The organism is Streptomyces sp. NBC_01341, assembly GCF_035946055.1.
GTDB lineage: Bacteria > Actinomycetota > Actinomycetes > Streptomycetales > Streptomycetaceae > Streptomyces.
The window spans coordinates 5,652,153-5,678,813 of the sequence record NZ_CP108364.1 but is presented as its reverse complement, the minus strand read 5'-3'; the positions used below and the strand labels follow the sequence as shown (position 1 = coordinate 5,678,813).

Below are 26,661 nucleotides of genomic sequence, written 5' to 3'. Positions count from 1 at the left end.
TGACTTGCGCGAACCAGTCCACTGTAGACGTTGGGCGTACGCCGCTCTTCGCGGGGGTGGGGTCGTGTTGGGGTGGCGCAGAAGTGAACGACGGCGCTCATACGGGAGGCGAACTCCGCAGGTCGGCCGCACCGTGGAAAGGGCAGAAGCACGCCCTTGACACAGGGGTAGGCTCGACAATGCCCGGTGCGGTAACCAGCCACCGGTTTACGAACAGTGGAGAGGAGCCCTGACTCAGGGTGAGCACCAAGCCGACCACCACAGATCTCCAGTGGACCGAATTGGACCAGCGGGCCGTGGACACCGCGCGTGTCCTCGCCGCGGACGCCGTACAGAAAGTCGGAAACGGCCACCCGGGTACGGCGATGAGCCTCGCTCCAGCCGCGTACACCCTCTTCCAGAAGGTGATGCGCCACGACCCGGCGGACGCCGACTGGACCGGCCGCGACCGCTTCGTGCTGTCGGCGGGCCACTCCAGCCTGACGCTGTACATCCAGTTGTACCTGGCGGGCTACGGCCTCGAGCTGGACGACCTCAAGGCGTTCCGCACCTGGGGCTCCAAGACCCCCGGCCACCCGGAGTACGGCCACACCACGGGTGTCGAGACGACGACCGGCCCGCTGGGCCAGGGTGTCGCCAACGCCGTGGGCATGGCGATGGCCTCGCGCTACGAGCGCGGCCTCTTCGACCCGCAGGCCGCCCCCGGCACCTCCCCGTTCGACCACATGGTCTGGGTCGTCGCCGGTGACGGCTGCCTCCAGGAGGGCATCTCGGCCGAGGCGTCCTCGCTCGCCGGCCACCAGAAGCTCGGCAACCTGGTGCTGCTGTGGGACGACAACCACATCTCGATCGAGGGCGACACGGAGACCGCTGTCTCCGAGGACACCCTGAAGCGCTACGAGGCCTACGGCTGGCACGTCCAGCGCGTCGACCAGCTCCCCAGCGGCGACCTGGACCCCGAGGGTCTGTACCGCGCGCTGCAGGCCGCCAAGGCCGAGACGGAGCGCCCCTCCTTCATCGCGGCCCGCTCGATCATCGCCTGGCCCGCCCCGAACGCCCAGAACACCGAGGCCGCGCACGGCTCGGCCCTGGGCGACGAGGAGATCGCGGCCACCAAGCGCGTGCTCGGATTCGACCCGGAGAAGACCTTCGAGGTCTCCGACGAGGTCATCGCGCACACCCGTGAGGCGCTGGACCGCGGCCGCGAGGCCCGCGCCGAGTGGGACAAGTCCTTCGCCGCCTGGCGTACCGCCTCCCCGGAGCGCGCGGCCGACTTCGACCGCATCGCCGCGGGCGAGCTGCCCGCCGGCTGGGAGGACGAGCTCCCGGTCTTCGAGGCCGGACACGCGGTCGCCACGCGTGCCGCCTCCGGGAAGGTGCTGCAGGCGCTCGGCGGGGTCATCCCCGAGCTGTGGGGCGGCTCGGCCGACCTGGCCGGCTCGAACAACACCACGATCGACAAGACGTCGTCGTTCCTCCCGGCGGGCAACCCGCTGCCCGAGGCGGACCCGTACGGCCGCACGATCCACTTCGGCATCCGCGAGCACTCCATGGCCGCGGCCATGAACGGCATCGCGCTGCACGGCAACACCCGCATCTATGGCGGCACCTTCCTGGTGTTCTCCGACTACATGCGCAACGCCGTGCGTCTGTCGGCGCTGATGCACCTGCCGGTGACGTACGTGTGGACGCACGACTCGATCGGGCTCGGCGAGGACGGCCCGACGCACCAGCCGGTCGAGCACCTGGCCTCGCTGCGCGCCATCCCCGGCCTGAACGTCGTCCGCCCGGGTGACGCCAACGAGACCGCCATCGCCTGGCGCGAGATCCTGCGCCGCTGGACCAAGGAGTTCGGCAAGGGCGCCCCGCACGGTCTGGCGCTGACCCGTCAGGGCGTGCCGACCTACCCGGCGAACGAGGACGCGGCCAAGGGCGGCTACGTGCTCTTCGACGCCGAAGGGCCCGAAGGGCGGAACGCGGAGCCGCAGGCCGTTCTGATCGCCACCGGCTCCGAGGTCCAGCTGGCCGTCGAGGCACGGGACGAGCTCCAGGCCGCCGGTGTCCCGACCCGCGTGGTCTCGATGCCGTGTGTCGAGTGGTTCGAGGAGCAGGACCAGGCGTACAAGGACAGCGTGCTGCCGCCCACCGTGAAGGCCCGGGTCGCCGTCGAGGCGGGCATCGGCCTCACCTGGTACCGGTACGTGGGCGACGCGGGCCGGATCGTCTCGCTGGAGCACTTCGGCGCGTCGGCCGACGCCAAGGTCCTGTTCCGCGAGTTCGGCTTCACCGCGGCGCATGTTGCCGAGGCCGCCCGGGAATCTCTCGCCGCCGCCACGCGCTGATGCGGACATACGACAAGTAGGAGATGTATTTCTCATGACAGACGCACTCAAGCGCCTCTCCGACGAGGGCGTGGCGATCTGGCTGGACGACCTGTCCCGCAAGCGGATCACATCCGGCAACCTGGCCGAGCTGATCGACCAGAGCCACGTCGTGGGTGTCACGACCAACCCGTCGATCTTCCAGAAGGCCATCTCCTCGGGTGACGGTTACGAGCAGCAGCTCACCGACCTCGCCGCCCGCAGGGTGACGGTCGAGGAAGCCATCCGCATGATCACCACGGCGGACGTGCGCGACGCGGCGGACATCCTGCGCCCCGTCTTCGACGCGACCGACGGCCAGGACGGCCGGGTCTCGATCGAGGTCGACCCGCGCCTGGCGCACAACACCCTGGCCACGGTCGCCGAGGCCAAGCAGCTGGCCTGGCTGGTCGACCGGCCGAACACGCTCATCAAGATCCCGGCGACCAAGGCCGGCCTGCCGGCGATCACCGAGACCATCGGGCGGGGCATCAGCGTCAACGTGACCCTGATCTTCTCGCTGGAGCGCTACCGCGAGGTCATGGACGCCTACCTGGCGGGCCTGGAGAAGGCGAAGGCCGCCGGCCTGGACCTCTCCAAGATCCACTCGGTGGCGTCCTTCTTCGTGTCCCGTGTGGACACCGAGATCGACAAGCGGCTGGACGCCGTGGGCAGCGACGAGGCGAAGGCCGCGAAGGGCAAGTCCGCCCTGGCCAACGCCCGTCTGGCCTACGAGGCGTACGAGGAGGTCTTCGGCAGCGACCGCTGGGCCCCCCTCGACAAGGCGCACGCCAACAAGCAGCGTCCGCTGTGGGCCTCGACCGGCGTGAAGGACCCGTCCCTCAAGGACACCCTGTACGTCGACGACCTCGTCGCCCCGAACACGGTCAACACCATGCCGGAGGCCACGCTGAACGCGGTCGCCGACCATGGCGAGATCACCGGCAACACCGTCGCCGGCGCCTACGACCAGGCACGCGCCGATCTCGACGCCATCAAGAATCTCGGAGTCAGCTACGACGAGGTCGTACAGCTGCTCGAGGACGAGGGCGTCGAGAAGTTCGAGGCGGCCTGGAACGACCTGCTCAAGTCGACCGAGGCGGAACTCCAGCGCCTCGCTCCTTCGAAGGGCTGACCACCTTGTCTGGTGTTCCCGGAGCCAACCCGCTCCGTGACGCCCAGGACCGACGGCTCCCGCGCATCGCGGGGCCGTCGGGTCTGGTGATTTTCGGCGTCACGGGCGATTTGTCCCGTAAAAAGCTGATGCCCGCTGTCTACGACCTGGCCAATCGCGGCCTGTTGCCACCGGGCTTCTCGCTCATCGGCTTCGCTCGCCGCGACTGGGAGGACGAGGACTTCGCCCAGGTCGTGCACGACGCGGTCAAGGAGCATTCCCGCACGCCGTTCCGCGAGGAGGTCTGGCAGCAGCTCAGCCAGGGCATGCGGTTCGTGCAGGGCACGTTCGACGACGACGTCGCCTTCGAGACGCTGAAGTCCACGATCGAGGACCTCGACAAGGCTCAGGGAACGGGCGGCAACTTCGCCTTCTACCTGTCCGTGCCGCCGAAGTTCTTCCCCAAGGTCGTCCAGCAGCTCAAGAAGCACGGGCTGGCCGACCAGAAGGAAGGCTCCTGGCGGCGGGCCGTCATCGAGAAGCCGTTCGGGCACGACCTGGCGAGCGCCCAGGACCTCAACCAGCTGGTGCACGACGTGTTCCCGCCGAACGAGGTCTTCCGTATCGACCACTACCTCGGCAAGGAGACGGTCCAGAACATCCTGGCGCTGCGCTTCGCCAACACGATGTGGGAGCCGATCTGGAACAGGTCCTACGTCGACCACGTCCAGATCACGATGGCCGAGGACATCGGGATCGGCGGCCGCGCCGGATACTACGACGGCATCGGCGCCGCCCGTGACGTCATCCAGAACCACCTGCTCCAGCTGCTGGCGCTGACGGCGATGGAGGAGCCCGGCTCCTTCCACCCCAAGGCCCTGGTCGCCGAGAAGCTCAAGGTGCTCACGGCGGTGGAACTGCCGGAGGACCTCGGCAAGCACACGGTGCGCGGTCAGTACGCGCACGCGTGGCAGGGCGGCGAGGAAGTGCTCGGCTATCTGGAGGAGGACGGTATCGACCCCAAGTCGAAGACCGACACCTTCGCCGCGATCAAGCTGACGATCAACAACCGCCGCTGGGCGGACGTGCCGTTCTACCTCCGGACCGGGAAGCGGCTCGGCCGCCGGGTCACCGAGATCGCGGTCGTCTTCAAGCGGGCGCCCTATCTGCCCTTCGAGTCCGGCGCGACGGAGGAGCTGGGCGGAAACGCCCTGGTCATCCGGGTGCAGCCGGACGAGGGTGTCACCGTGCGCTTCGGATCCAAGGTGCCGGGGACCTCCATGGAGGTCCGGGACGTCACCATGGACTTCGCCTACGGCGAGTCCTTCACGGAGTCCAGCCCGGAGGCCTACGAGCGGCTCATCCTCGATGTCCTGCTCGGTGACGCCAACCTCTTCCCGCGTCACCAGGAGGTCGAGCTCTCCTGGAACATCCTCGACCCGATCGAGGAGTACTGGGACAAGCACGGCAAGCCCGCCCAGTACCCGGCCGGCACATGGGGCCCGGCAGAGGCGGACGAGATGCTCGCACGCGACGGACGGAGCTGGCGCCGGCCATGAAGATCGATCTCACGGAAACCACGTCCAGCAAGATCAACCAGGCCCTGGTGTCGGCCCGCCGTTCCATCGGCAGCCCGGCCGTCGGCATGGTGCTCACCCTGGTCATCGTCACCGACGAGGAGAACGCCTACGACGCGCTCAAGTCGGCGACGGACTCCGCGCGCGAGCACCCCTCGCGGATCATCGTGGTGATCAAGCGGGTCAGCCGTTCCCCGCGTTCGCGGCGCGACGCGCGCCTCGACGCGGAGATCCGGGTCGGTTCCGACTCGGGCTCCGGCGAGACCGTCGTCCTGCGTCTCCACGGCGAACTGGCCAACCACGCACAGTCGGTGGTCCTGCCACTGCTGCTGCCGGACGCCCCGGTCGTCGTGTGGTGGCCCGAGGACGCCCCCGCTCACCCCGCGAAGGACCCGCTGGGCGCTCTCGCCCAGCGGCGGATCACCGACACCTACTCGGCCGAGCACCCGCTCGACGAGCTGTCGGTGCGTGCGGCGACGTACCAGCCGGGCGACACCGACCTGGCCTGGACCCGCATCACCCCGTGGCGCTCCATGCTGGCGGCGGCACTCGACCAGCTGCCCGCCCAGATCATCTCGGCCACGGTCGAGGGAGAGTCGGACAACCCAAGCTGCGAACTGCTGGCCATGTGGCTCGCGGACCGGCTCGGCGTCCCGGTGGAGCGCACCCTGTCCGGCGGCCCCGGCCTGACGGCCGTCCGGATGGAGACCAAGAGCGGCGTCATCGTCCTGGACCGGGCCGACGGCTCGCTCGCCACGCTCTGCATGGTGGGTCAGCCGGACCGTGCCGTGGCCCTGAAGCGGCGGGAGACGGCTGAGCTCCTCGCGGAGGAGCTGCGGCGCCTGGACCCGGACAACATCTACGAGTCCGCGGTCAAGTTCGGTGTGGAGCGCCTCGGCGGTCCCACGGAGGCCTCGTCCGTCGGGTCCGGCAGCAAGCAGGCGGCCCCGACCGGTTCCGCAGCGCCCGCCGCGAAGAAGGCGGCGGCCAAGAAGGCGGCGTCGAAGTGAGCGCACCGCAGCTCGTCGTGCACCGCGACAAGGAGCTGATGGCACAGGCCGCGGCGGCCAGGCTGATCACGAAGATCGTGGACGCCCAGGCCGCCCGCGGTGAGGCCTCGGTGGTACTCACCGGCGGGCGCAACGGCAACGGCCTGCTGGCCGCCCTCGCCGACTCGCCCGCGCGGGACGCGATCGACTGGTCGCGAATCGACCTGTGGTGGGGGGACGAGCGCTTCCTGCCCGAGGGCGACCCGGAGCGCAATGTCACGCAGGCCCGCGAGGCCCTGCTGGACAAGGTGGAACTGGACCCCTCCCGGGTCCACGCGATGCCGGCCTCCGACGGACCGTACGGCGGCGACGCCGACGCGGCCGCCGCGGGGTACGCCGCCGAACTGGCGGCCGCGGCAAGCCCGGAGGACCACGGGCCCGTACCGACGTTCGACGTGCTGATGCTGGGCGTCGGCCCGGACACGCACGTCGCGTCGCTCTTCCCGGAGCTGCCGGCGGTGCGGGAGACCGAGCGCACCGTCGTCGGTGTGCACGGCGCCCCCAAGCCGCCGCCCACCCGCGTCACACTCACGCTGCCCGCCATCCGTGCGGCGCGCGAGGTGTGGCTGCTCGCGGCGGGTGAGGACAAGGCGGAGGCGGCGGAGATCGCGTTGTCCGGTGCCGGGGAGATCCAGGCCCCGGCGGCCGGGGCGTACGGCCGCGGCCGCACGCTGTGGCTGCTGGACGCCGCGGCGGCCTCGCGGCTGCCACGGGCGCTCTACCCGCCCGCTTCGGCGTAGCAAGAGAAACGGCAGAGGCCCGGCCCGCTCCCCGGAGCGGGCCGGGCCTCTGCCGTGCGCGCGCCCGATTCGTCGCACCTGGACTCCAGCACCCCCGCCGGTAGCGGGCGTTCGGGGGGGGCGAGGGGCCCGCGGAACCTCCCTGCGGCCTTGTGGTCGAGTGCACTCCACCTCCTAGACTGACGAGCCCGACCAGCCAGCGACGGAGCACCCGTATGCGCTATCGAGTACTCGGCAGGACCGGCATCGAGGTCAGCACCCACTGCCTCGGCACGATGATGTTCGGCCCCATCGGCAACCCCGACCACGAGGACAGCGCGCGCGTCATCAACACCGCGCTCGACGCCGGCATCAACTTCGTGGACACCGCGGACATGTATGCGGCCGGGGAGAGCGAGCAGATCGTCGGCAAGGCTCTCAAGGGCAGGCGCGACGATGTCGTACTGGCCACGAAGGTGCACTTCCCGCTGGGCGAGGGACGCAACCGCAGCGGCAACTCGCGCCGCTGGATCCTCACGGCCGTCGAGGACAGTCTGCGGCGCCTGGGCACGGACTGGATCGACCTCTACCAGGTGCACCGCCCCGACCACACCACCGACATCGAGGAGACGCTGTCCATCCTCGGCGACCTGGTGCGGGCGGGCAAGATCCGCGCGTTCGGCTGCTCCACGTTCCCCGCAGAGGACCTCGTCGAGGCTCACCATGTGGCCGAGCGGCGGGGCCTGATGCGTCCGCGCACGGAGCAGCCGCCGTACTCGATCCTCGCGCGCGGCGTCGAACGGTCCGTGCTGCCCACCGCCCGGCGTCTGGGCATGGGCGTGCTGACCTGGTCACCGCTGGCTTCGGGGTACATGTCCGGCGCCTACCGAGAGGGCCGGCCTGCCGATCTCACCACCGGCCGCGCCCGGCACACTCCGCACCGCTTCGACCCCGCCGTACCGGGCAACGCGGAGAAACTGGCAGCCGTCGAACAACTCGCCCTGCTCGCAGAGGAGTTGGGATGCACCCTGCCGGAGCTGGCGGTGGCCTTCCCGTTGGTGCACCCGGCCGTCACGTCGGTCATCATCGGTCCGCGCACCATGGACCAGCTCACCTCGCTGCTCAAGGGGGCCGACCTCGTGCTCGACGACGCGACTCTCGACCGGATCGACGAGATCGTGGCACCGGGCACCGACCTCTATCGGGCGGACGGCGCCTGGCAGCCGCGGTCCCTCACCGAGAAGGCCCACCGCAGGCGCCCCGCCGGGGAGCGCGCAGCGGCCGGCTGAGAGCCTGTCGGGCCGTGCCCGCCCGATCAGAGGTCACCCGTCAGGCTCCGAGCCCCGCGGTCGGGGTAAGCGACTGAGGGGCAGCCGGCCCGGAGGTGCCGGCCGGCACCGGCTCCCTGTTGCCGGACCGCGCCGGACGAGGACCCTGGGCCCGGATCTCGTCCGGGCCCAGGGTCCTCGCGTTCGGTTCCCGCCCCCTGTGCCGAAGCCGGTGCCCGCCCGGCTCCGATCATGGCCGACGGGCGCGGTCGGCCCTACGGCTCAGCGGCCCCGCAGCGAGCGGTAGGTCGACACGAGCGCCGCCGTGGAGCTGTCCAGCTGCTCCCCGCCGGTGCCTTCGGTCAGCACGGGCTCGATCTTCTTGGCGAGGACCTTGCCGAGCTCGACGCCCCACTGGTCGAAGGAGTCGATGTTCCAGACGGCACCCTGTACGAACACCTTGTGCTCGTACAGCGCGATCAGCTGGCCGAGCACCGACGGCGTGAGCCGCTCGGCGAGAATGGTGGTCGTCGGGTGGTTGCCGCGGAACGTCTTGTGCGGCACGAGTTCCTCGGGCACACCCTCCGCGCGGACCTCTTCGGGCGTCTTGCCGAAGGCGAGCGCCTGGGTCTGGGCGAAGAAGTTGGCCATGAGCAGGTCGTGCTGGGCGATCAGCCCGGGCAGCAGGTCCTGGACCGGCGCCGCGAACCCGATGAAGTCGGCCGGGATGACCTTCGTGCCCTGGTGGATCAACTGGTAGTAGGCGTGCTGCCCGTTGGTACCGGGGGTGCCCCAGACGACCGGGCCGGTCTGCCACTCGACCGGATTACCGTCCCGGTCCACGGACTTGCCGTTGGACTCCATGTCCAGCTGCTGCAGGTACGCGGTGAACTTGGACAGGTAGTGGCTGTAGGGCAGGACCGCGTGCGCCTGGGCGTCGAAGAACTGGCCGTACCAGACGCCCAGGAGCCCCAGCAGCAGCGGCGCGTTCTCCTCCGCCGGGGCGGTGCGGAAGTGCTCGTCGACGAGGTGGAAGCCGTCGAGCATCTCGCGGAACCGCTCGGGTCCGATGGCGATCATCAGCGAGAGGCCGATCGCCGAGTCAAAGGAGTAGCGTCCGCCGACCCAGTCCCAGAACTCGAACATGTTGGCCGTGTCGATGCCGAAGTCCGTGACCTTGTCCGCGTTGGTGGACAGCGCCACGAAGTGCTTGGCGACGGCTTCCTGACCCGCCTTCAGCCCGGTGAGCAGCCAGTCGCGCGCCGAGGTGGCGTTCGTGATGGTCTCGATCGTGGTGAAGGTCTTGGACGCGACGATGAACAGCGTCTCGGCCGGGTCGAGGTCGTGGACGGCCTCGTGGAGGTCGGCGCCGTCGACGTTGGACACGAAGCGGACGGTGAGCGAGCGGTCCGTGAAGGAGCGCAGCACCTCGTAGGCCATGGCCGGTCCGAGGTCGGAGCCCCCGATGCCGATGTTCACGATGTTCTTGACCGGCTTGCCGGTGTGACCGGTCCACTCGCCGGCCCTGACCCGGTCGGCGAACTCCGCCATCCTGTCCAGCACGGCGTGCACGGCCGGCACCACGTTCTCGCCGTCGACCTCGATCACGGCGCCGCGCGGGGCGCGGAGCGCGGTGTGGAGGACCGCGCGGTCCTCGGTGGTGTTGATCTTCTCGCCGCGGAACATGGCGTCCCGGAGCCCGGCCACTCCCGTGGCGGCGGCGAGGTCACGCAGCAGACGCAGCGTCTCGTCGTTCACCAGGTGCTTGGAGTAGTCGATGTGCAGGTCGCCGACCCTGAGGGTGTACGCCGTCCCGCGGTCCGGCGCCTGCGAGAACAGCCGGCGCAGATGCGTGTCGCCGAACTCCTCACGGTGCTTACCGAGCGCCACCCATTCGGGCAGCTGACTGAGCTTGGTTCGGCCTTGTGCGTTCATCCCGGAAATCGCCCACTTCTTCTCGTGCCTGCAACCTTCCCCGCTGCATCTCCAACCTAATTGATCAGGAGGTTATGCCCGAGCAGCGGCAGGCTGGAGAGCGACACAAGAACTCCGGCCGGGCACCCAGGGGGTGACCGGCCGGTGGACAACTTCTAGATCTCGCCGCGGAGTTTCGCGAGGGCTTCGGCGAGGATGGCTTCGCCGTCCGCGTCGCTGCGCCGTTCCCGCACGTACGCCAGATGCGTCTTGTACGGCTCGGTGCGCGGCGGAGCCGGCGGGCTGTCCCGGTCCTGTCCGGCCGGGAAGCCGCAGCGCGGGCAGTCCCAGGTCTCCGGTACCTGCGCGTCATGGGCGAAGCTCGGCTGCGTCTCGTGCCCGTTCGAGCACCAGAAGGAGATGCGGAGACGCGGCGCGGACTCGCCTCGCTCGGCCTCCCCCATCGGCCCCGCTCCGACCCGGCTTCCCCGGATCGCGTTGCCACTTGCCACGGTCGTAACTCCCTGCGTGATGGTGCTCGAAGATGCCCCAGTCTACGTAAGGCCCAACGCGCGTCCAGTGAAAGGAGTTACACCCTCACCGGGAATCGCGGACGACGGGTCAGCTGTCCAGTTTGATCAGCAGCGCCAGGACGACGATGCACGCGAACCAGGACAGACCGACGACCACGGTGATGCGGTCGAGGTTTCGCTCGGCGACCGACGAGCCACCGACGGAGGACTGCATTCCGCCACCGAACATGTCGGAGAGGCCGCCACCCTTGCCCTTGTGCATCAGCACCAGCAGCATCAGCAGCAGGCTGAAGACGATCAGGGCGATCTCGAACGCCAAAATCACGGCTGGTCCCTACTTTCCGGAATTCCATGGTCTGCATGTACGAACAGCGGGGGCCGGGGGTATACCCCCCTCGGCCCCCGCAAGGGTACGACGGATCCGCTCCACCGCATACTCACCAGGTGGCGGAAGCGGACGATCCTACTGGTCGCGGAAGCGGACGATCTTGACGAACTCGTCGGCGTCCAGAGCGGCACCACCGATGAGGGCGCCGTCCACGTCGGGCTGCGCCATGATGGCCGCGACGTTTCCGGACTTCACCGAGCCGCCGTACTGGATGCGGACGGCGTCGGCCAGCTCCTGCGAGTAGAGCTCGGCGAGCCGGCGACGGATCGCTCCGCAGACCTCCTGGGCGTCCTCGGGGGTGGCGACCTCGCCGGTCCCGATGGCCCAGACCGGCTCGTAGGCGATCACGATGGACTCGGCCTGCTCGGCCGGGATGTCCTCGAGGGCGCCGTCGAGCTGGGCCAGCGTATAGGAGACCTGGTCACCGGCCTTGCGGATGTCCAGGCCCTCGCCGACGCAGAGGATGGGGGTCAGGCCGTGCTTGTACGCGGCCTTCACCTTGGCGTTGCAGACCGCGTCGTCCTCACCGTGGTACTGGCGCCGCTCACTGTGGCCGACGGCCACGAACGTGCACTTCAGCTTGGCGAGCATGGAACCGGAGATCTCGCCGGTGTACGCGCCGGAGTCGTGGGCCGAGAGGTCCTGGGCGCCGTACTTGATCTTCAGCTTGTCGCCGTCGATCAGCGTCTGCACCGAACGCAGGTCGGTGAAGGGCGGCAGGACGGCGACCTCGACCGCGTCGTAGTCCTTGTCGGCCAGGGCGAAGGCGAGCTTCTGGACGTGCGCGATGGCCTCGAGGTGGTTGAGGTTCATCTTCCAGTTGCCCGCCATGAGCGGGGTACGGCCTTGTGCGGAAGCAGTCATTGCGGGTCAGTCCTTCAGTGCGGCGAGGCCGGGAAGCGTCTTGCCCTCAAGGTATTCGAGGCTGGCACCGCCACCGGTCGAGATGTGTCCGAACGCGTTTTCGTCGAAGCCCAGGATGCGCACGGCGGCCGCGGAGTCCCCTCCGCCGACGACGCTGAAGGCCGGGGAGTCGACGAGCGCCTGCGCGAGGGCACGCGTGCCCTCGGCGTAGTCGGGGTGCTCGAAGACGCCCATGGGGCCGTTCCAGAAGACGGTGGCCGCGTCGGCGAGCTTCGCCGCGTACAGCTTGCGGGTCTCGGGCCCGATGTCCAGGCCCTCCTGGTCGGCCGGGATGGCGTCGGCGGCGACCGTGGTGGGGTTCGCCGGGGCCTTGGTCTTCAGGTCGGGGAACTCGCGCGCGACCAGGACGTCGACGGGGAGCACGAACTCCACGCCGAGCTCCTCGGCCCGCTTGAGGTAGCCCTGGACGGCCGGGACCTGGTCCTCCTGGAGCAGCGAGACGCCCACCTCGTAGCCCTTGGCCTTGAGGAAGGTGTACGCCATGCCGCCGCCGATGAGGATGCGGTCGGCCTTCTCCAGCAGGTGGTCGATGACCCCGAGCTTGTCGGAGACCTTGGCACCGCCGAGGACCACGGCGTACGGGCGCGCGACGTCCTCGGTGAGCTTCTTCAGGACGCCGACCTCGGTGGCGATCAGACCGCCGGCCGCGTGGGGCAGGCGGGCCGGGAGGTCGTAGACCGAGGCGTGCTTGCGGTGGACGGCGCCGAAGCCGTCGCCGACGTAGACGTCGGCGAGCTCGGCCAGCTGGTCCGCGAAGGCGCCGCGCTCGGCGTCGTCCTTGGAGGTCTCACCGGCGTTGAAGCGAAGGTTCTCGATGACGGCGACCTGTCCGTCGGCGAGACCGGCGACCGTGGAGCGGGCGGACTCCCCCACGGTGTCGGTCGCGAAGGCGACCTCGGCCCCGAGCAGCTCACCCAGGCGCGCGGCGGCGGGCGCCAGCGAGAAGGCGGGGTCCGGGGCGCCCTCGGGGCGGCCGAGGTGCGAGGCGACGACGACGCGCGCGCCGGCTTCGGCGAGCCGGGCGACCGTCGGCCGGACGGCGCGGATGCGGCCGTCGTCGGTGATCGTGGTGCCGTCCAGCGGCACGTTGAGGTCGGCGCGGACGAATACCCGCTTGCCGGCGACCCCTTCGTCGAGAAGTTCGTCGATCGTCTTCATCTGTTAGCGGTACTCCTTGGAAGGACGGATGAGTACGCAAGGGGCTCGGACGGCGCCACGTCGCGCCGTCCGAGCCCCTTGCTCACATCGATATGCCTGCCGATCCGAGGATCAGAGCTGGCCGCCGACGAAGACGGTCAGGTCGACGAGGCGGTTGGAGTAACCCCACTCGTTGTCGTACCAGCCGAGGATCTTAACCGAGTTGCCTTCCTGGACCATCGTCAGGGAGGAGTCGAAGGTGCAGGACGACGGGTCGCCGACGATGTCCGAGGACACGATCGGGTCCTCGGTGTAGGTCAGGAAGCCCTTGAGGTCGCCGTCGTCGGACGCCTTCTTGAACGCGGCGTTGACCTCGTCCTTGGTGACCTCGCGCTGCAGGGTGACGACGAGGTCGGTGGCGGAGCCGGTCGGGACCGGGACGCGCATCGCGATGCCGTCGAGCTTGCCCTTGAGCTGCGGGAGGACCAGGGCGGTCGCCTTGGCGGCGCCCGTCGTGGTCGGGATGATGTTCTCGGCGGCGGCGCGGGCGCGGCGCAGGTCCGAGTGCGGGAAGTCCAGGATGCGCTGGTCGTTCGTGTACGCGTGGACCGTCGTCATCAGACCCTTGACGATGCCGAAGTTCTCGTCGAGGACCTTGGCCATCGGCGCCACACAGTTGGTGGTGCAGGAGGCGTTGGAGATGACGTGGTGGTTGGCCGCGTCGTACTTGTCCTGGTTGACGCCCATCACGATGGTGATGTCCTCGTCCTTGGCCGGAGCCGAGATGAGGACCTTCTTGGCGCCACCCGCGATGTGCTTCTCGGCGTCGGCCTTCTTGGTGAAGATGCCGGTCGACTCGATGACGATGTCGACGCCCAGCTGACCCCAGGGGATGTCGGCCGGGTTGCGCTCGGAGAGCACCTTGATGGTGTGGCCGTCGACGGTGATGGTGTCGGCGGTGTGGCTGACCTCTGCCTTGAGCCGACCCAGGATGGTGTCGTACTTCAGCAGGTGGGCAGTGGTCGCAGTGTCACCCAGGTCGTTGACAGCCACGATCTCGATGTCCGCACCCTGCTCCAGCAGCGCGCGGAAGTAGTTACGACCGATGCGGCCAAAGCCGTTGATGCCTACGCGGATCGTCACGAACCGATCTCCTCGTTAGGAACGCCGGTTTCGATGCCGGCGAGTTTTATTAGGGATGTCCCCGACCGCCTCCGACCCTACCTCTCCCAAGGCTCGGGAGTGACATCGAGTGGAGGGGCACGGAGAGGGAGTTACCTACTCTCCGGTAGGAGCCGTCACCTCCGGTTCCGGGCGGGCGTCGGCGGCGAAGCCGCACCCCCGGCGATCACCAAGCGTCAACGACCCCTCCCGGTCACCCCCGTGCCACGCGGAGTCCGGCGCGAAGCGCGCCTGCGTACCGTCACCGGCAGTCACCGGGCCGGGGATATACCACCTGTGGCTCGGCGTTCGCCGCAGGGCCTGTTTTTCGCCGTAGGAGGATTCGGCCCGACGCCGTGCGCTCAATTGTGCGGACAGGCTCTCAATGGATGAATATCTCGCCGTCACGTCCTTTCGGCGTGCGCGGACAACGAGGCCCCGTGATCTAATCCGCTCATTCTCGCGGGCGTGCGCTCAATCGATGGGCACCAGTCTTTCGGCCAATTCCGCTCCGGCTTTACGGGCCGGGTGACGGACCGTCTGCGGGCGGGGTTTCCGCCCCGGGCGAGGTTTTTCCGGCCGGGCGCACGCCGGAATCGGCAGCGGCCAGGAGCTCGCACGGCACCGCGCAATGATCCTGGCGACGGGACCCGGCGGAGAGGCGCCGGGACACGCGGAACGGCCCGACGCCGTCACCGGCGCTCGTGCCCGTACCTGTGCGAGGCGGTGAGGACGTCGGCCGGAACCCGTGGGTTCCGGCCGACGTCCTCACCGCCTCGGGCCGCCCCACCGGGGCCGGCCGCCATGCCGTCGCCCGCCGCTGCAGGGCCGGCGTCGTGTCACCGTTCTCAGCCGACAAGGCCGTCGGCCATCTCCTCGCTGAGCGTCGCCTCCGTACCGGGGATCCCGATGTCCTGGGCCCGCTTGTCGGCCATCGCGAGCAGCCGACGGATCCTGCCCGCCACCGCGTCCTTGGTCAGCGGCGGGTCAGCGAGCGCTCCCAGTTCCTCCAGGGATGCCTGCTTGTGCTCCATGCGCAGCCTTCCGGCCGCCGCCAGGTGCTCCGGGACCTCCTCGCCCAGGATCTCCAGCGCGCGGCCCACCCGGGCTCCCGCGGCCACCGCGGCACGGGCCGAGCGGCGCAGGTTGGCGTCGTCGAAGTTGGCGAGACGGTTGGCCGTGGCGCGGACCTCGCGCCGCATACGGCGCTCCTCCCATGCCAGCACCGACTCGTGCGCACCGAGACGGGTCAGCAGCGCGCCGATCGCGTCACCGTCACGGACCACGACACGGTCCACACCGCGCACCTCGCGGGCCTTGGCCGCGATGGAGAGCCTGCGCGCGGCCCCGACCAGGGCGAGCGCGGCCTCGGGGCCGGGGCAGGTCACCTCGAGCGAGGAGGAGCGGCCGGGCTCCGTGAGCGAGCCGTGGGCGAGGAAGGCACCGCGCCAGGCCGCCTCGGCGTCGCAGGTGGCCCCCGAGACCACCTGCGGCGGGAGGCCGCGGATCGGGCGGCCGCGGCCGTCCACCAGGCCGGTCTGGCGGGCCAGCTGGTCACCGCCGGCCACCACCCGCACCACGTAGCGCGAGCCGCGGCGCAGTCCGCCGGGAGCCATCACGATGAGCTCCGAGCTGTGCCCGAAGATCTCCAGGATGTCCCGCTTGAGCCGACGGGCCGCCATCGCGGTGTCCAGCTCGGCCTCGATCACGATCCGGCCGCTCACCAGGTGCAGCCCGCCCGCGAAGCGGAGAATCGCCGAGACCTCTGCCTTTCTGCAGCAGGTCCGGGTCACGGGAAGCCGAGAGATTTCGTCCTTCACCGCTGGCGTCATCGCCATGGGCCGATCCTTCCATGCATCCGAAAAATACGGTCGTACGCGGCGGCCAACAGCTCCGGATCGTGAATCGGAACGCCGTCGGGTGAGGCCACGGGGGCCAGCTCGACCGCGGCTCCGAGCCGCTGGGCGGCATCGGCGAGGGACTCGCGGTCGGGCACGGCGGCCTCGTCGGCCAGCACCACGTCCATGGCGAGTTTAGGGGCGTGTCGTCCCAAAACCTCCAAATGACGCTGCGGTGAGAAGCCTTCTGTTTCACCGGGCTGCGGCGCGAGGTTCAGCGAGAGGACCTTACGCGCCTTCGTGGTCACCAGCGCGTCGAGCAGTTCCGGCACCAGAAGGTGCGGAATCACGGAGGAGAACCAGGATCCCGGCCCCAGCACCACCCAGTCCGCGTCGAGGACCGCGGCCACCGCTTCGGGGACCGCCGGCGGGTCGGCGGGGACGACGTGGACGGACTGCACCTCGCCCGGCGTCAGCGCCACCGTCGCCTGCCCGCGCACGGTGGAGACGTCGTCGGGGCGCTCGGGATCGTGTCCCCGTACGAGCGCCTGGAGCTCCAGGGGGACGGCGGACATCGGCAGTACCCTGCCGTGCGCTCCGAGCAGCTTGCCGACGAGGTCGAGGGCCTGGACGTGGTCGCCCAGCTGTTCCCACAGGGCGACGATGAGCAGATTGCCCACCGCGTGTTCGTGCAGGTCGCCCTTGGACTCGAAACGGTGCTGGATGACCTGGGACCACGTGCGGCCCCACTCGTCGTCGCCGCAGAGCGCCGCGAGCGCCTTGCGCAGATCACCGGGAGGCAGCACGCCGAGCTCCTCCCGGAGCCGGCCGCTGGAGCCGCCGTCGTCGGCGACCGTGACCACGGCCGTGAGATCACCGGTGATCCGGCGCAGTGCGGTCAGGGACGCCGACAGCCCCATGCCTCCGCCGAGGGCGACGACCTTGGGCTGCGCGCCCCGTTTACGGCCGGAGAGGGCGGCCGTGGCCCTGCTCAGACGCCGCTGACGCAGATGGCGACTGGTCACTCGCGCCCCATGTCCCGGTGGACGAGGACGGTCTCGATGCCTTCGGTGGACAGCCGGGCGGCCAGCTTCTCCGACATCGCCACGGAGCGGTGCTTGCCGCCCGTGCAGCCGACGGCGATGGTCACGTAACGCTTGCCCTCGCGGCGGTAACCGGCGGCGATGAGCTGCAGGAGCTCCGTGTACTGGTTGAGGAACTCCTTGGCGCCGGGCTGGTCGAAGACGTAGTCGGACACCTCCTCGTTGAGCCCGGTGAACGGACGCAGCTCCGGGACCCAGTGCGGATTCGGCAGGAAGCGGCAGTCGACGACGAGGTCGGCGTCGACGGGCAGGCCGTACTTGAAGCCGAACGACATCACCGTGGCGCGGAGCTCCGGCTCCTCGTCGCCGGCGAACTGGGCGTCCATCTTGGCGCGCAGCTCGTGGACGTTGAGGCTGGAGGTGTCGATGACGAGGTCGGCGTCGCCGCGCAGCTCGCGCAGCAGGTCCCGCTCGGCCGCGATGCCGTCGACGATGCGGCCGTCGCCCTGCAGCGGGTGGGGACGGCGGACGGATTCGAACCGGCGCACGAGGGCGTCGTCGGAGGACTCCAGGAAGACGATCCGCCGGGTGACGCTCTTGGCGGCCAGGTCCGCGAGGGACTCCCGGAGGTTGTCGAAGAAGCGTCGCCCCCGCACGTCGACGACGACGGCGATGCGGGCGACGTTGCCCTGGGAGCGGGCGCCGAGCTCCACCATGGTGGGGATCAGCGCGGGCGGCAGGTTGTCGACGACGAACCAGCCGAGGTCCTCCAGACACTTGGCGGCGGTGCTGCGCCCGGCGCCCGACATGCCGGAGATGATGACCAGCTCGGGGATGGCGGGCGTGGTGGCCTCGGCCGTCTCCGTGGTGCTTCCGCTTCCCGTACTCACGTGTACCGCTCCGTCTGCTCGGTCGCCTTCGTCCTGGCGTTCATGCGCGTGCTCGGTCATGTCGTGCTGCCCCCGTCGTCCTCTTCAATGATCTCTCCTGTGGCGGTGTTCACGGCGGGTGCGGCCGGGGCCGCCGTGGCGAGGGCGGCGGCCACGGATTCCGCCGTCCTGCGCCCTATCCCCGGCACCTCACAGATCTCGTCGATTGTGGCCTGCCGCAGCCGCTTCACGGAGCCGAAGTACTTGATCAGCGCCTGTTTGCGGGTCTCGCCGAGCCCGGAGACGTCGTCGAGCGGGCTGGTGCGGATGCGCTTGGCCCGCTTGGCCCGCTGGTAGGTGATGGCAAACCGGTGGGCCTCGTCCCGGATGCGCTGGAGGAGGTAGAGGCCCTCGCTGGAGCGGGGCAGCACCACCGGGTCGTCGTCGTCGGGCAGCCAGACCTCTTCCAGCCGCTTGGCGAGACCGCACACGGCGATGTCGTCGATGCCCAGCTCGTCCAGCGCCCGCTTCGCGGCGGCGACCTGGGGCTGTCCGCCGTCGACGACGACGAGCTGCGGCGGGTAGGCGAAGCGCTTGGGACGGCCGTCGTCCTCGCGGGACTCCTCCCGCGACGGCGTGCCCGCGGGGTCAGTGGCTGCCGGATCCGTGGCTGCCGGATCCGTGGCTGCCGGGTCCGTGGCTGCCGGGTCCGTCCCGGGGGCGGGGACAGGGCCGGTGGGCGCCGGAGTCTCCTCCCACTCCCCCGTCCGCTCCTTCTCCTGGAGGTACCGCCTGAAGCGGCGGCTGATGACCTCGTGCATCGACCGGACGTCGTCCTGCCCCTCGAAGCCCTTGATCTGGAAGCGGCGGTACTCGCTCTTGCGTGCGAGCCCGTCCTCGAAGACGACCATGGACGCGACGACGTCGTCGCCCTGCAGGTGCGAGATGTCGAAGCACTCGATGCGCAGCGGCGCGGTGTCGAGACCGAGGGCCTCCGCGATCTCCTCCAGGGCGCGGGAGCGGGTCGTGAGGTCGGAGGCGCGCTTGGTCTTGTGCAGCCCCAGCGCCTGCTGGGCGTTGCGCTGGACCGTGCCCATCAGGTCCTTCTTGTCACCTCGCTGCGGGATGCGGAGGCTGACCTGGGAGCCGCGCCGGCCGGCGAGCCACTGGGACACGGCGTCGGGGTCCTCCGGGAGTGCCGGGACGAGTACCTCCTTGGGGACGGAGTCGCCGGACTCCTCGCCGTACAGCTGCTGCAGTGCGTGCTCGACCAGGCCGGCGGTATCGACCGCCTCGACCTTGTCCGTGACCCAGCCGCGCTGCCCCCGCACCCGGCCACCCCGGACGTGGAAGATCTGCACCGCCGCTTCGAGCTCGTCCTCCGCGACGGCGATCAGGTCCGCGTCGGTGGCGTCGGCGAGGACCACGGCGCTCTTCTCCATGGCCCGCTTCAGCGCCCCCGCGTCGTCGCGCAGCCGCGCCGCCCGCTCGTACTCCATGTCCTCGGCCGCCTGCACCATGTCCTTCTCCAGGCGGCGGATGTACGTCCCGGTGCGGCCCGCCATGAAGTCGCAGAAGTCCTCGGCCAGTTCCCTGTGCTCCTCCGGGGTGACGCGGCCGACGCACGGTGCGGAGCACTTGCCGATGTATCCGAGGAGACAGGGACGGCCCGTGCGCTCGGCGTTCTTGAACACCCCGGCGGAACACGTCCGCACGGGGAAGACCCGGAGCATCAGGTCGACGGTCTCGCGGATCGCCCAGGCGTGCCCGTACGGACCGAAGTAGCGCACACCCTTCTTCTTGGCACCGCGCATGACCTGGACGCGCGGGAACTCCTCGTTGAGCGTGACGGCGAGGTAGGGATAGCTCTTGTCGTCCCGGTACTTGACGTTGAACCGGGGGTCGAACTCCTTGATCCAGCTGTACTCCAGCTGCAGCGCCTCGACCTCGGTGGAGACCACGGTCCATTCGACGGATGCGGCCGTGGTGACCATCGTGCGGGTGCGCGGGTGCAGGCCGGCCAGGTCCTGGAAGTAGTTGGCCAGGCGCTGGCGCAGGTTCTTGGCCTTGCCGACGTAGATCACCCGGCGGTGATCGTCACGGAACTTGTAGACCCCCGGGGAGTCGGGGATCTGTCCCGGCTTGGGGCGGTAGCTGGAGGGGTCTGCCATGTCTCACACCCTACTTGCGGGCGGTGACACAGCGGCATTTCCGTGAACCGGTGACCAGTGACACGCGTGCCCGGACGGACCGCCTCGCGAGGCCGCGGGCCCCGGGTGCACCGGGCCCCGTCAGGCATCGGGGCCGGCGACGAGCCGTCCGCCCTCGACCTTCACGGGGACCGCGGGCAGCGGCACGGTGGCAGGCCCCTGTACGGCCTTGCCGGTGGTGACGTCGAAGCGGCTGCCGTGGCAGGGGCAGTTGCCCACGTTGTCCTCGACCTTGTCCAGCAGACAGCCCGCGTGGGTGCACTGCGCGCTGAACGCCTTGTACTGACCGGCAGCGGGGCAGCTCACGACGACCCGCTGTTCCCGGTAGAGCTTCGATCCGCCGACCGGAACCTCGTCCGGGGCACCGAGTTCCACGGGTGCGGTGGGCGTCGGCGTCTGCGCGTGGCCGAGCTTCGACTCGGTCGAGCAGGCGGCCGCTCCCAGCCCTGCGACGCCGGCGAGCGCGGCGCCCTTCAGCACGGTACGGCGGGCGGCGGGCAGGCCGGACATGCGGTCTCCACGGGTAGGGGGACAGAGGGCCGCCGTATCCGTCCGGGGCACCGGGTGCACGGACCCGGGTCGCGCCCGGGGGCATGGGCGACAGACCCGACGATACCGGCGGAGATCGACGGCCTTCCCACCGGCCCCACCGGCCCTCACCGCCCGCCGCCGGCACCGGACGCGGCACGGCCCCCGGCACCGGGGCCGGCCCCTCGGTACCGGGGGCCGCCCCCGTGCGTGCGGTGTCAGGCCTTCCGCGTGCGGGTGGCCTTCTTCGCGGCGGGCTTGCCGTCCGCCGCCTTCGCGGTCGTCCTCGCCGTGGCCGTCCGGCGGGCGGTGGTCGCCTTCGCGGCCACCGCCTTCTTCGCGGCCGCCCGGCCGGCCGGCTTACGCGCGGCAGGCACCGTGGCGTCGGCGACCCGGTCCGCGCCGAGGACCTCCTGGAGGAACTTCCCGGTGTGGCTGGCGGGGACCGAGGCGATGTACTCCGGGGTTCCCTCGGCGATGACGAGACCTCCGCCGCTGCCGCCCTCGGGACCCATGTCGACGACCCAGTCGGCGGTCTTGATGACATCGAGGTTGTGCTCGATGACGATCACCGTGTTGCCCTTGTCGACGAGGCCCGACAGCACCGAGATGAGCTTGCTGATGTCCTCGAAGTGCAGACCCGTCGTCGGCTCGTCCAGGACGTAGACCGTGCGGCCGGTGGAGCGCTTCTGCAGTTCGCTCGCCAGCTTCACCCGCTGTGCCTCACCGCCGGAGAGGGTCGGCGCGGACTGGCCGAGCCTGACGTATCCGAGGCCGACCTCGTTGAGTGTGCGCAGGTGACGGGCGATGGTCGGGACGGCCTCGAAGAACTCCAGGCCCTCCTCGATCGGCATGTCCAGCACCTCGGCGATGGACTTGCCCTTGTAGTGGACCTCCAGCGTCTCCCGGTTGTATCGCGCACCGTGGCAGACCTCGCACGGGACGTACACGTCGGGAAGGAAGTTCATCTCGATCTTGATCGTGCCGTCACCGGAGCAGTTCTCGCAGCGGCCGCCCTTGACGTTGAAGGAGAAGCGCCCCGGCAGATAGCCGCGCACCTTCGCCTCCATCGTCTCGGCGAACAGCCTGCGGACGTGGTCGAACACACCGGTGTACGTCGCCGGGTTGGACCGGGGCGTGCGGCCGATGGGCGACTGGTCCACGTGCACGACCTTGTCGACGAGGTCGTCGCCGTCGACCCGGGTGTGCCGCCCGGGGACCGACTTGGCGCCGTTGAGCTCGCGTGCCAGGTGGGTGTAGAGGATGTCGTTGACGAGGGTCGACTTGCCCGAGCCCGACACGCCGGTCACGGCCGTGAGCACACCGAGCGGGAAGGAGACGTCGATGTCCTGGAGGTTGTTCTCCCGGGCGCCGTGCACCGTGAGCCGGCGCTTCGGGTCGACGGGACGCCGCACGTCCGGCATCTCGATGACCCTCCGGCCCGAGAGGTACTGGCCGGTGATCGACTCCTTGTTGGCCAGGAGTTCCTTGAGCGATCCCGAGTGGACGACCTTGCCGCCGTGCTCGCCGGCGCCCGGGCCGATGTCGACGACCCAGTCGGCGACCTTGATGGTGTCCTCGTCGTGCTCGACGACGATGAGCGTGTTGCCCATGTCCCGGAGTCGGACCAGGGTCTCGATGAGCCGGTGGTTGTCGCGCTGGTGCAGCCCGATGGACGGCTCGTCCAGGACGTAGAGCACGCCGACGAGACCGGAGCCGATCTGGGTGGCGAGCCGGATGCGCTGGGCCTCGCCGCCGGACAGGGTGCCCGCGGCACGGTTCAGCGAGAGGTAGTCGAGACCGACGTCCACGAGGAACCTCAGCCGCTCGTTGACCTCCTTGAGCACCCGCTCGGCGATCTTCTTGTCGCGGGCGTTCAGCTTGAGGCGGCCGAGGAACTCGGCGCACTCGCTGATCGACATCGCGGCGACCTCGGCGATGGACTTCTCCATCACCGTGACGGCGAGCACCAGGGGCTTGAGCCGGGTGCCCTTGCACGTCGGGCAGGCCACCTCGCGCATGTAACCCTCGAGCCGCTCCCTGCTGGAGTCGCTCTCGGCCTCGGAGTGACGCCGCTTGACGTACTGCACGGCGCCTTCGAAGCGCGGGGTGGTGTAGGCGCGCTCGCGGCCGTACCTGTTGCGGTAGCGCACCTCGGTCTGGATCTTGTGGCCATAAAGCAGGGCCTTCTTGGCGCGCTGCGGCAGTCCGGCCCACGGGATGTCCGTGCGGAATCCGAGGGCCTCCGCCAGCGCGTTGATCTGGCGCCCGAAGTACTCCTTGGTGTGGCCGTGCGACCAGGGGTGGATCGCGCCCTCGTCGAGGGACTTGTCCTCGTCCGGGACGATCAGCTCCGGGTCCACCTCCATCCGCGTGCCGATGCCCGTGCAGTCGGGGCAGGCGCCGAAGGGGGAGTTGAAGGAGAAGGAGCGGGGCTCCAGCTCCTCGAAGGAGAGGTCGTCGTACGGGCAGTAGAGGTGCTCGGAGTACATCCGCTCACGCTCGGGGTCGTCCTGCTCGAGGTCGACGAAGTCGAGGACGACCATGCCGCCCGAGAGGCCCAGCGCGGTCTCGACGGAGTCGGTCAGCCTGCGCTTGGCGCTGTCCTTCACCGTGAGGCGGTCGATGACCACCTCGATGGTGTGCTTCTCCTGCTTCTTCAGCGTGGGCGGCTCGGACAGCTGGATCGTCTCGCCGTCCACCCGTGCCCTGCTGTAGCCCTTCGTCTGGAGGTCGGCGAAGAGGTCGACGAACTCGCCCTTGCGTTCGCGCACCAGCGGGGAGAGGACCTGGAAACGGCTGCCCTCGGGCAGGCCGAGCACCTTGTCCACGATGGCCTGCGGCGACTGGCGCGAGATCGGCCGGTGGCACTCGGGGCAGTGCGGCTTGCCGATCCTGGCGAAGAGCAGCCGGAGGTAGTCGTAGACCTCGGTGATCGTGCCGACCGTCGAGCGCGGGTTGCGCGAGGTCGACTTCTGGTCGATGGAGACGGCGGGCGAGAGGCCTTCGATGAAGTCCACGTCCGGCTTGTCCATCTGGCCGAGGAACTGGCGTGCGTACGAGGAGAGGGACTCCACGTAGCGCCGCTGCCCTTCGGCGAAGATCGTGTCGAACGCGAGGGACGACTTGCCCGATCCGGAGAGCCCGGTGAAGACGATGAGGGAGTCACGGGGCAGATCGAGCGAGACGTTCTTCAGGTTGTGCTCGCGCGCGCCACGGACGATGAGACGGTCGGCCACGCCGGTTCGCACCTTTCTGGAGAGAAGCGGGGGAACTGAGCCCCGTCCCAGGGTATGGGGGGCGCCACAGCGATGTATGAAGCTTTCGACTCCGAGCGTATAGCACGCACATTCGATTTACGGACGACCGCAGACACCTTCACCCGAACGAGTGTCGGAGGCTACGCTCGGCGCATGATCGACCATGCGCGTGACCTGGAAGCTGTACGTGAAGCGACCGATCGGCTGCTCAGTGCCACGGGCAAGACGGACGACGGATTCCTTGCCGGAGCCTCACGACTGCCGGGCTGGAGCCGCGGCCATGTTCTTGCCCACCTGTCACGTAACGCCGACGCCCTCGTAAATGTTCTCCACGGGCGTCCGATGTACGCGAACAGCGAAACCCGGGACGCGGACATCGAGAGGGACGCACCCCGTCCGCTCGAGGAGCAGCTCGCCGATCTGCGCGGGAGCGGCGAGGCCTTCCTGGCCGCCGCCGCGACGCCGGCCGACTGGTCGCGCACGGTCACCCTGCGCAACGGCGTGACGGACTCCGCCTCCCGGATCCCCTTCCGCAGGTGGGTGGAGGTCGAACTGCACCACGTCGATCTCGGGGCGGGCTACGAGCTGGAGGACCTGCCGGAGGAGTTCGTGATCCGGGAGAACGACTTCCTCGCGGAGCGGTTCGCCGGGCACCCCGGTGTCGTCCCCACCACGGCGGTCACCGGGGACGGCCGGATCTGGACCACCGGCGGCGGCGCCGACGGCGCCGCGGTCACGGTCCGGGGCAGCGCCGCGGACATCCTCGGCTGGCTCTGCGGGCGCCGCGACGGCTCCGCGCTCACCGCCGAAGGCGGCGGCCTCCCCGCTCTGCCTCCGCTATAGGCTGCGTCACATGACGTACAGCGGAGCGGTCAGGGTCGGCGGACCCGCGGATGTGCACGAACTGACGGATCTGATGATCTCGAAGGTCGCCGTCGGGCCGATGAACAACAACGCGTATCTGCTGCGCTGCCGGAACACGGGTGAGCAGCTCCTGATCGACGCCGCCGCGGATGCCGCGATCCTGTTGCGCCTGATCGGGGAGGACGGCATCGCGTCCGTCGTGACGACGCACCGGCACGGCGACCACTGGCAGGCCCTGGACGAGGTGGTGGCCGCGACCGGAGCGCGTACGTACGCCGGGAGGTACGACGCCGAGGGGATCCCCGTCCCGACCGATGAGCCGGTCGAGGACGGCGGCACGATCCGGGTCGGTACCGTCTCGCTGACCGCCAGGCACCTGACGGGGCACACCCCCGGTTCGATCGCCCTGGTCTACGACGACCCGCACGGCGCCCCGCACCTCTTCACCGGGGACTGCCTCTTCCCCGGTGGGGTCGGCAACACGCACAAGGATCCCGAGGCGTTCGCGAGCCTGCTCCACGACGTGGAGACCAAGCTCTTCGACCGGCTGCCGGACGAGACGTGGGTCTACCCGGGGCACGGGCACGACACGACGCTCGGAGCCGAGCGGCCGCACCTGCCGGAGTGGCGCAAGCGCGGCTGGTGAGGCGACGGGAACGCCGGACGGCCGGGCACCCCCTGGGGGCCCGGCCGTCGGCTTGTCCGCCCGGCGCTACTTCCGCGCGCCGACGTTCTCGTTGCCGTCCTCCTTGGCGGCCTCCTCGGCCGCCGTCTTCTTCCTGGTGGCGATCAGGCTGGTGATCGTGGTGACCACCAGGACGCCGCAGATGACGGTGAGGGAGAACGGGATGGAGATCTCGGGGACGTGCACCCCGGACTCGTGCAGTGCGTGCAGCACCAGCTTGACCCCGATGAATCCGAGGATCACCGACAGGCCGTAGCTGAGGTGGACCAGCTTCTTCAGCAGGCCGCCGATGAGGAAGTACAGCTGCCGCAGACCCATCAGGGCGAACGCGTTGGCCGTGAACACGATGTACGGGTCCTGGGTCAGGCCGAAGATCGCGGGGATGGAGTCGAGCGCGAAGAGCACATCGGTGGTGCCGATGGCGAGCATGACCACCATCAGCGGGGTCATGACGCGCTTGCCGTTGTTCCGGATGAAGAGCTTGGTCCCGTGGTACTTGTCGGCCACGCCGAAGCGGTGCTCGATCGACTTCAGGAGCCGGTTCTCCTCGAACTCCTCGTCCTCGTCGTCGGCCCGCGCCTCCTGGATCAGCTTCCAGGCGGTGTAGATCAGGAACGCGCCGAAGATGTAGAAGACCCACGAGAAGTTGGCGATGACCGCGGCGCCGGCGGCGATGAAGATCGCACGCAGGACCAGGGCGATCAGCACACCGACGAGGAGTACCCGCTGCTGCAGGTGGGAGGGCACCGAGAACTTCGCCATGATCAGGACGAAGACGAAGAGGTTGTCGACACTCAGCGACTTCTCGGTGATGAAGCCGGCGAAGAACTCGCCCGAGGCCTGGCTCTCGCCGAAGACCAGCAGACCGAGCCCGAAGAAAGCGGCCAGCGCGATCCAGACGACGGTCCAGATTCCGGCTTCCTTGGTCGACACGTCATGGGGCTTGCGCCCGATGAAGAAGTCGACGGCGATGAGGGCACTCAGACCGAGAATGGTCAGCGCCCAAAGAGTCCATGAAACGTCCACTGCGCCTCCGGCAGTTCGCTACGGCTATAGATCAGCGTCGTCGCTGCCGGAGGTCTCTTCCACCCGGGAGCGCGGGCTGCGCGCCGGGCCGACGCCCCGGGACCGGTCACAGTCCGTACTGACGGGAACGCCGCGATCGGGAGTACTCCCCTCCGCACCAAGAACAGTACATGAAGCACCAAGAAAAGGTAAAG

General features: G+C 69.6%; 21 protein-coding genes. 8 read left to right on the top strand and 13 right to left on the bottom strand.

All coding sequences use genetic code 11. The features are described 5' to 3' along the window. Positions 1–239 precede the first annotated feature (239 nt). The 6 genes from tkt to OG206_RS24885 all read left to right on the top strand — a co-directional run bounded on the left by tkt (position 240) and on the right by OG206_RS24885 (position 8,108). A complete protein-coding gene (gene tkt, locus OG206_RS24910) occupies positions 240–2,342 on the top strand; it encodes a transketolase (RefSeq protein WP_327119760.1) in 2,103 nt (700 codons plus the stop codon). A gap of 34 nt (positions 2,343–2,376) precedes the next feature. Beyond that, entirely contained in the window at positions 2,377–3,495 is a 1,119-nt protein-coding gene (tal, locus tag OG206_RS24905; RefSeq protein WP_327119758.1) for a transaldolase, read from the top strand. A 5-nt stretch (positions 3,496–3,500) separates the two neighbouring features. After that, complete coding sequence (gene zwf / locus OG206_RS24900) at positions 3,501–5,033, top strand: glucose-6-phosphate dehydrogenase (protein ID WP_327119756.1); 1,533 nt, start codon at positions 3,501–3,503, stop codon at positions 5,031–5,033. Continuing rightward, positions 5,030–6,061, top strand: a complete 1,032-nt coding sequence (gene opcA, locus OG206_RS24895) for a glucose-6-phosphate dehydrogenase assembly protein OpcA (RefSeq protein WP_327119754.1) — start codon at positions 5,030–5,032, stop codon at positions 6,059–6,061. Before zwf ends, opcA begins: the two co-directional genes overlap by 4 nt. Next, complete coding sequence (pgl, locus tag OG206_RS24890) at positions 6,058–6,840, top strand: 6-phosphogluconolactonase (RefSeq protein WP_327119752.1); 783 nt, start codon at positions 6,058–6,060, stop codon at positions 6,838–6,840. Before opcA ends, pgl begins: the two co-directional genes overlap by 4 nt. A gap of 215 nt (positions 6,841–7,055) precedes the next feature. Continuing rightward, positions 7,056–8,108 carry an aldo/keto reductase gene (locus tag OG206_RS24885; protein WP_327119750.1) on the top strand — a complete coding sequence of 351 codons (1,053 nt, stop codon included), beginning with the start codon at positions 7,056–7,058 and terminating at the stop codon, positions 8,106–8,108. Between the two features lie 261 nt (positions 8,109–8,369). Here OG206_RS24885 and pgi read toward each other — a convergent pair whose 3' ends face one another. The 12 genes from pgi to uvrA all read right to left on the bottom strand — a co-directional run bounded on the left by pgi (position 8,370) and on the right by uvrA (position 23,871). Further along, the gene (pgi, locus tag OG206_RS24880; RefSeq protein ID WP_327119748.1) at positions 8,370–10,022 is read right to left on the bottom strand and encodes a glucose-6-phosphate isomerase; all 1,653 of its coding nucleotides are present in this window, start codon (positions 10,020–10,022) and stop codon (positions 8,370–8,372) included. A gap of 155 nt (positions 10,023–10,177) precedes the next feature. Further along, complete coding sequence (locus OG206_RS24875) at positions 10,178–10,513, bottom strand: RNA polymerase-binding protein RbpA (protein ID WP_078598194.1); 336 nt, start codon at positions 10,511–10,513, stop codon at positions 10,178–10,180. Positions 10,514–10,622: 109 nt separating this feature from the next. After that, complete coding sequence (gene secG, locus OG206_RS24870; RefSeq protein ID WP_327119744.1) at positions 10,623–10,859, bottom strand: preprotein translocase subunit SecG; 237 nt, start codon at positions 10,857–10,859, stop codon at positions 10,623–10,625. 138 nt (positions 10,860–10,997) lie between these two features. Beyond that, the gene (tpiA, locus tag OG206_RS24865) at positions 10,998–11,786 is read right to left on the bottom strand and encodes a triose-phosphate isomerase (protein ID WP_327119742.1); all 789 of its coding nucleotides are present in this window, start codon (positions 11,784–11,786) and stop codon (positions 10,998–11,000) included. A 6-nt stretch (positions 11,787–11,792) separates the two neighbouring features. Beyond that, the gene (locus OG206_RS24860) at positions 11,793–13,004 is read right to left on the bottom strand and encodes a phosphoglycerate kinase (RefSeq protein ID WP_327119740.1); all 1,212 of its coding nucleotides are present in this window, start codon (positions 13,002–13,004) and stop codon (positions 11,793–11,795) included. Positions 13,005–13,115: 111 nt separating this feature from the next. Continuing rightward, entirely contained in the window at positions 13,116–14,126 is a 1,011-nt protein-coding gene (gene gap, locus OG206_RS24855; RefSeq protein WP_104789935.1) for a type I glyceraldehyde-3-phosphate dehydrogenase, read from the bottom strand. Positions 14,127–14,992: 866 nt separating this feature from the next. Then, the gene (gene whiA, locus OG206_RS24850) at positions 14,993–15,982 is read right to left on the bottom strand and encodes a DNA-binding protein WhiA (protein WP_327119736.1); all 990 of its coding nucleotides are present in this window, start codon (positions 15,980–15,982) and stop codon (positions 14,993–14,995) included. After that, a complete protein-coding gene (locus OG206_RS24845; protein ID WP_327119734.1) occupies positions 15,973–17,007 on the bottom strand; it encodes a gluconeogenesis factor YvcK family protein in 1,035 nt (344 codons plus the stop codon). Before OG206_RS24845 ends, whiA begins: the two co-directional genes overlap by 10 nt. Next, entirely contained in the window at positions 17,004–17,975 is a 972-nt protein-coding gene (rapZ, locus tag OG206_RS24840) for an RNase adapter RapZ (RefSeq protein ID WP_327119732.1), read from the bottom strand. The genes OG206_RS24845 and rapZ overlap by 4 nt, the downstream gene beginning before the upstream one ends. After that, complete coding sequence (gene uvrC, locus OG206_RS24835; RefSeq protein WP_327119730.1) at positions 17,972–20,065, bottom strand: excinuclease ABC subunit UvrC; 2,094 nt, start codon at positions 20,063–20,065, stop codon at positions 17,972–17,974. The genes rapZ and uvrC overlap by 4 nt, the downstream gene beginning before the upstream one ends. A gap of 120 nt (positions 20,066–20,185) precedes the next feature. After that, positions 20,186–20,614 carry a Rieske (2Fe-2S) protein gene (locus OG206_RS24830; protein WP_327119728.1) on the bottom strand — a complete coding sequence of 143 codons (429 nt, stop codon included), beginning with the start codon at positions 20,612–20,614 and terminating at the stop codon, positions 20,186–20,188. A gap of 236 nt (positions 20,615–20,850) precedes the next feature. Continuing rightward, the gene (gene uvrA, locus OG206_RS24825; RefSeq protein ID WP_327119725.1) at positions 20,851–23,871 is read right to left on the bottom strand and encodes an excinuclease ABC subunit UvrA; all 3,021 of its coding nucleotides are present in this window, start codon (positions 23,869–23,871) and stop codon (positions 20,851–20,853) included. A gap of 174 nt (positions 23,872–24,045) precedes the next feature. Between uvrA and OG206_RS24820 the strand changes: the two genes are divergently transcribed. Then, the gene (locus OG206_RS24820) at positions 24,046–24,735 is read left to right on the top strand and encodes a maleylpyruvate isomerase family mycothiol-dependent enzyme (RefSeq protein ID WP_327119723.1); all 690 of its coding nucleotides are present in this window, start codon (positions 24,046–24,048) and stop codon (positions 24,733–24,735) included. Positions 24,736–24,745: 10 nt separating this feature from the next. Further along, entirely contained in the window at positions 24,746–25,402 is a 657-nt protein-coding gene (locus tag OG206_RS24815) for an MBL fold metallo-hydrolase (RefSeq protein WP_327119721.1), read from the top strand. Positions 25,403–25,468: 66 nt separating this feature from the next. Here the strand turns inward: OG206_RS24815 and OG206_RS24810 are convergent, their stop codons facing one another. After that, complete coding sequence (locus tag OG206_RS24810; protein ID WP_327119719.1) at positions 25,469–26,467, bottom strand: TerC family protein; 999 nt, start codon at positions 26,465–26,467, stop codon at positions 25,469–25,471. Positions 26,468–26,661: the final 194 nt, after the last annotated feature.

What these genes read in the sequence shown, in the direction of transcription:
- whiA (WP_327119736.1), bottom strand. Translation starts at nt 15,982, where the DNA reads ATGGCGATGACGCCAGCGGTGAAGGACGAAATCTCTCGGCTTCCCGTG.
- OG206_RS24820 (WP_327119723.1), top strand. Translation starts at nt 24,046, where the DNA reads ATGATCGACCATGCGCGTGACCTGGAAGCTGTACGTGAAGCGACCGAT.
- OG206_RS24885 (WP_327119750.1), top strand. Translation starts at nt 7,056, where the DNA reads ATGCGCTATCGAGTACTCGGCAGGACCGGCATCGAGGTCAGCACCCAC.
- opcA (WP_327119754.1), top strand. Translation starts at nt 5,030, where the DNA reads ATGAAGATCGATCTCACGGAAACCACGTCCAGCAAGATCAACCAGGCC.
- OG206_RS24830 (WP_327119728.1), bottom strand. Translation starts at nt 20,614, where the DNA reads ATGTCCGGCCTGCCCGCCGCCCGCCGTACCGTGCTGAAGGGCGCCGCG.
- pgi (WP_327119748.1), bottom strand. Translation starts at nt 10,022, where the DNA reads ATGAACGCACAAGGCCGAACCAAGCTCAGTCAGCTGCCCGAATGGGTG.
- uvrC (WP_327119730.1), bottom strand. Translation starts at nt 20,065, where the DNA reads ATGGCAGACCCCTCCAGCTACCGCCCCAAGCCGGGACAGATCCCCGAC.
- tal (WP_327119758.1), top strand. Translation starts at nt 2,377, where the DNA reads ATGACAGACGCACTCAAGCGCCTCTCCGACGAGGGCGTGGCGATCTGG.
- rapZ (WP_327119732.1), bottom strand. Translation starts at nt 17,975, where the DNA reads ATGACCGAGCACGCGCATGAACGCCAGGACGAAGGCGACCGAGCAGAC.
- OG206_RS24815 (WP_327119721.1), top strand. Translation starts at nt 24,746, where the DNA reads ATGACGTACAGCGGAGCGGTCAGGGTCGGCGGACCCGCGGATGTGCAC.
- OG206_RS24860 (WP_327119740.1), bottom strand. Translation starts at nt 13,004, where the DNA reads ATGAAGACGATCGACGAACTTCTCGACGAAGGGGTCGCCGGCAAGCGG.
- tpiA (WP_327119742.1), bottom strand. Translation starts at nt 11,786, where the DNA reads ATGACTGCTTCCGCACAAGGCCGTACCCCGCTCATGGCGGGCAACTGG.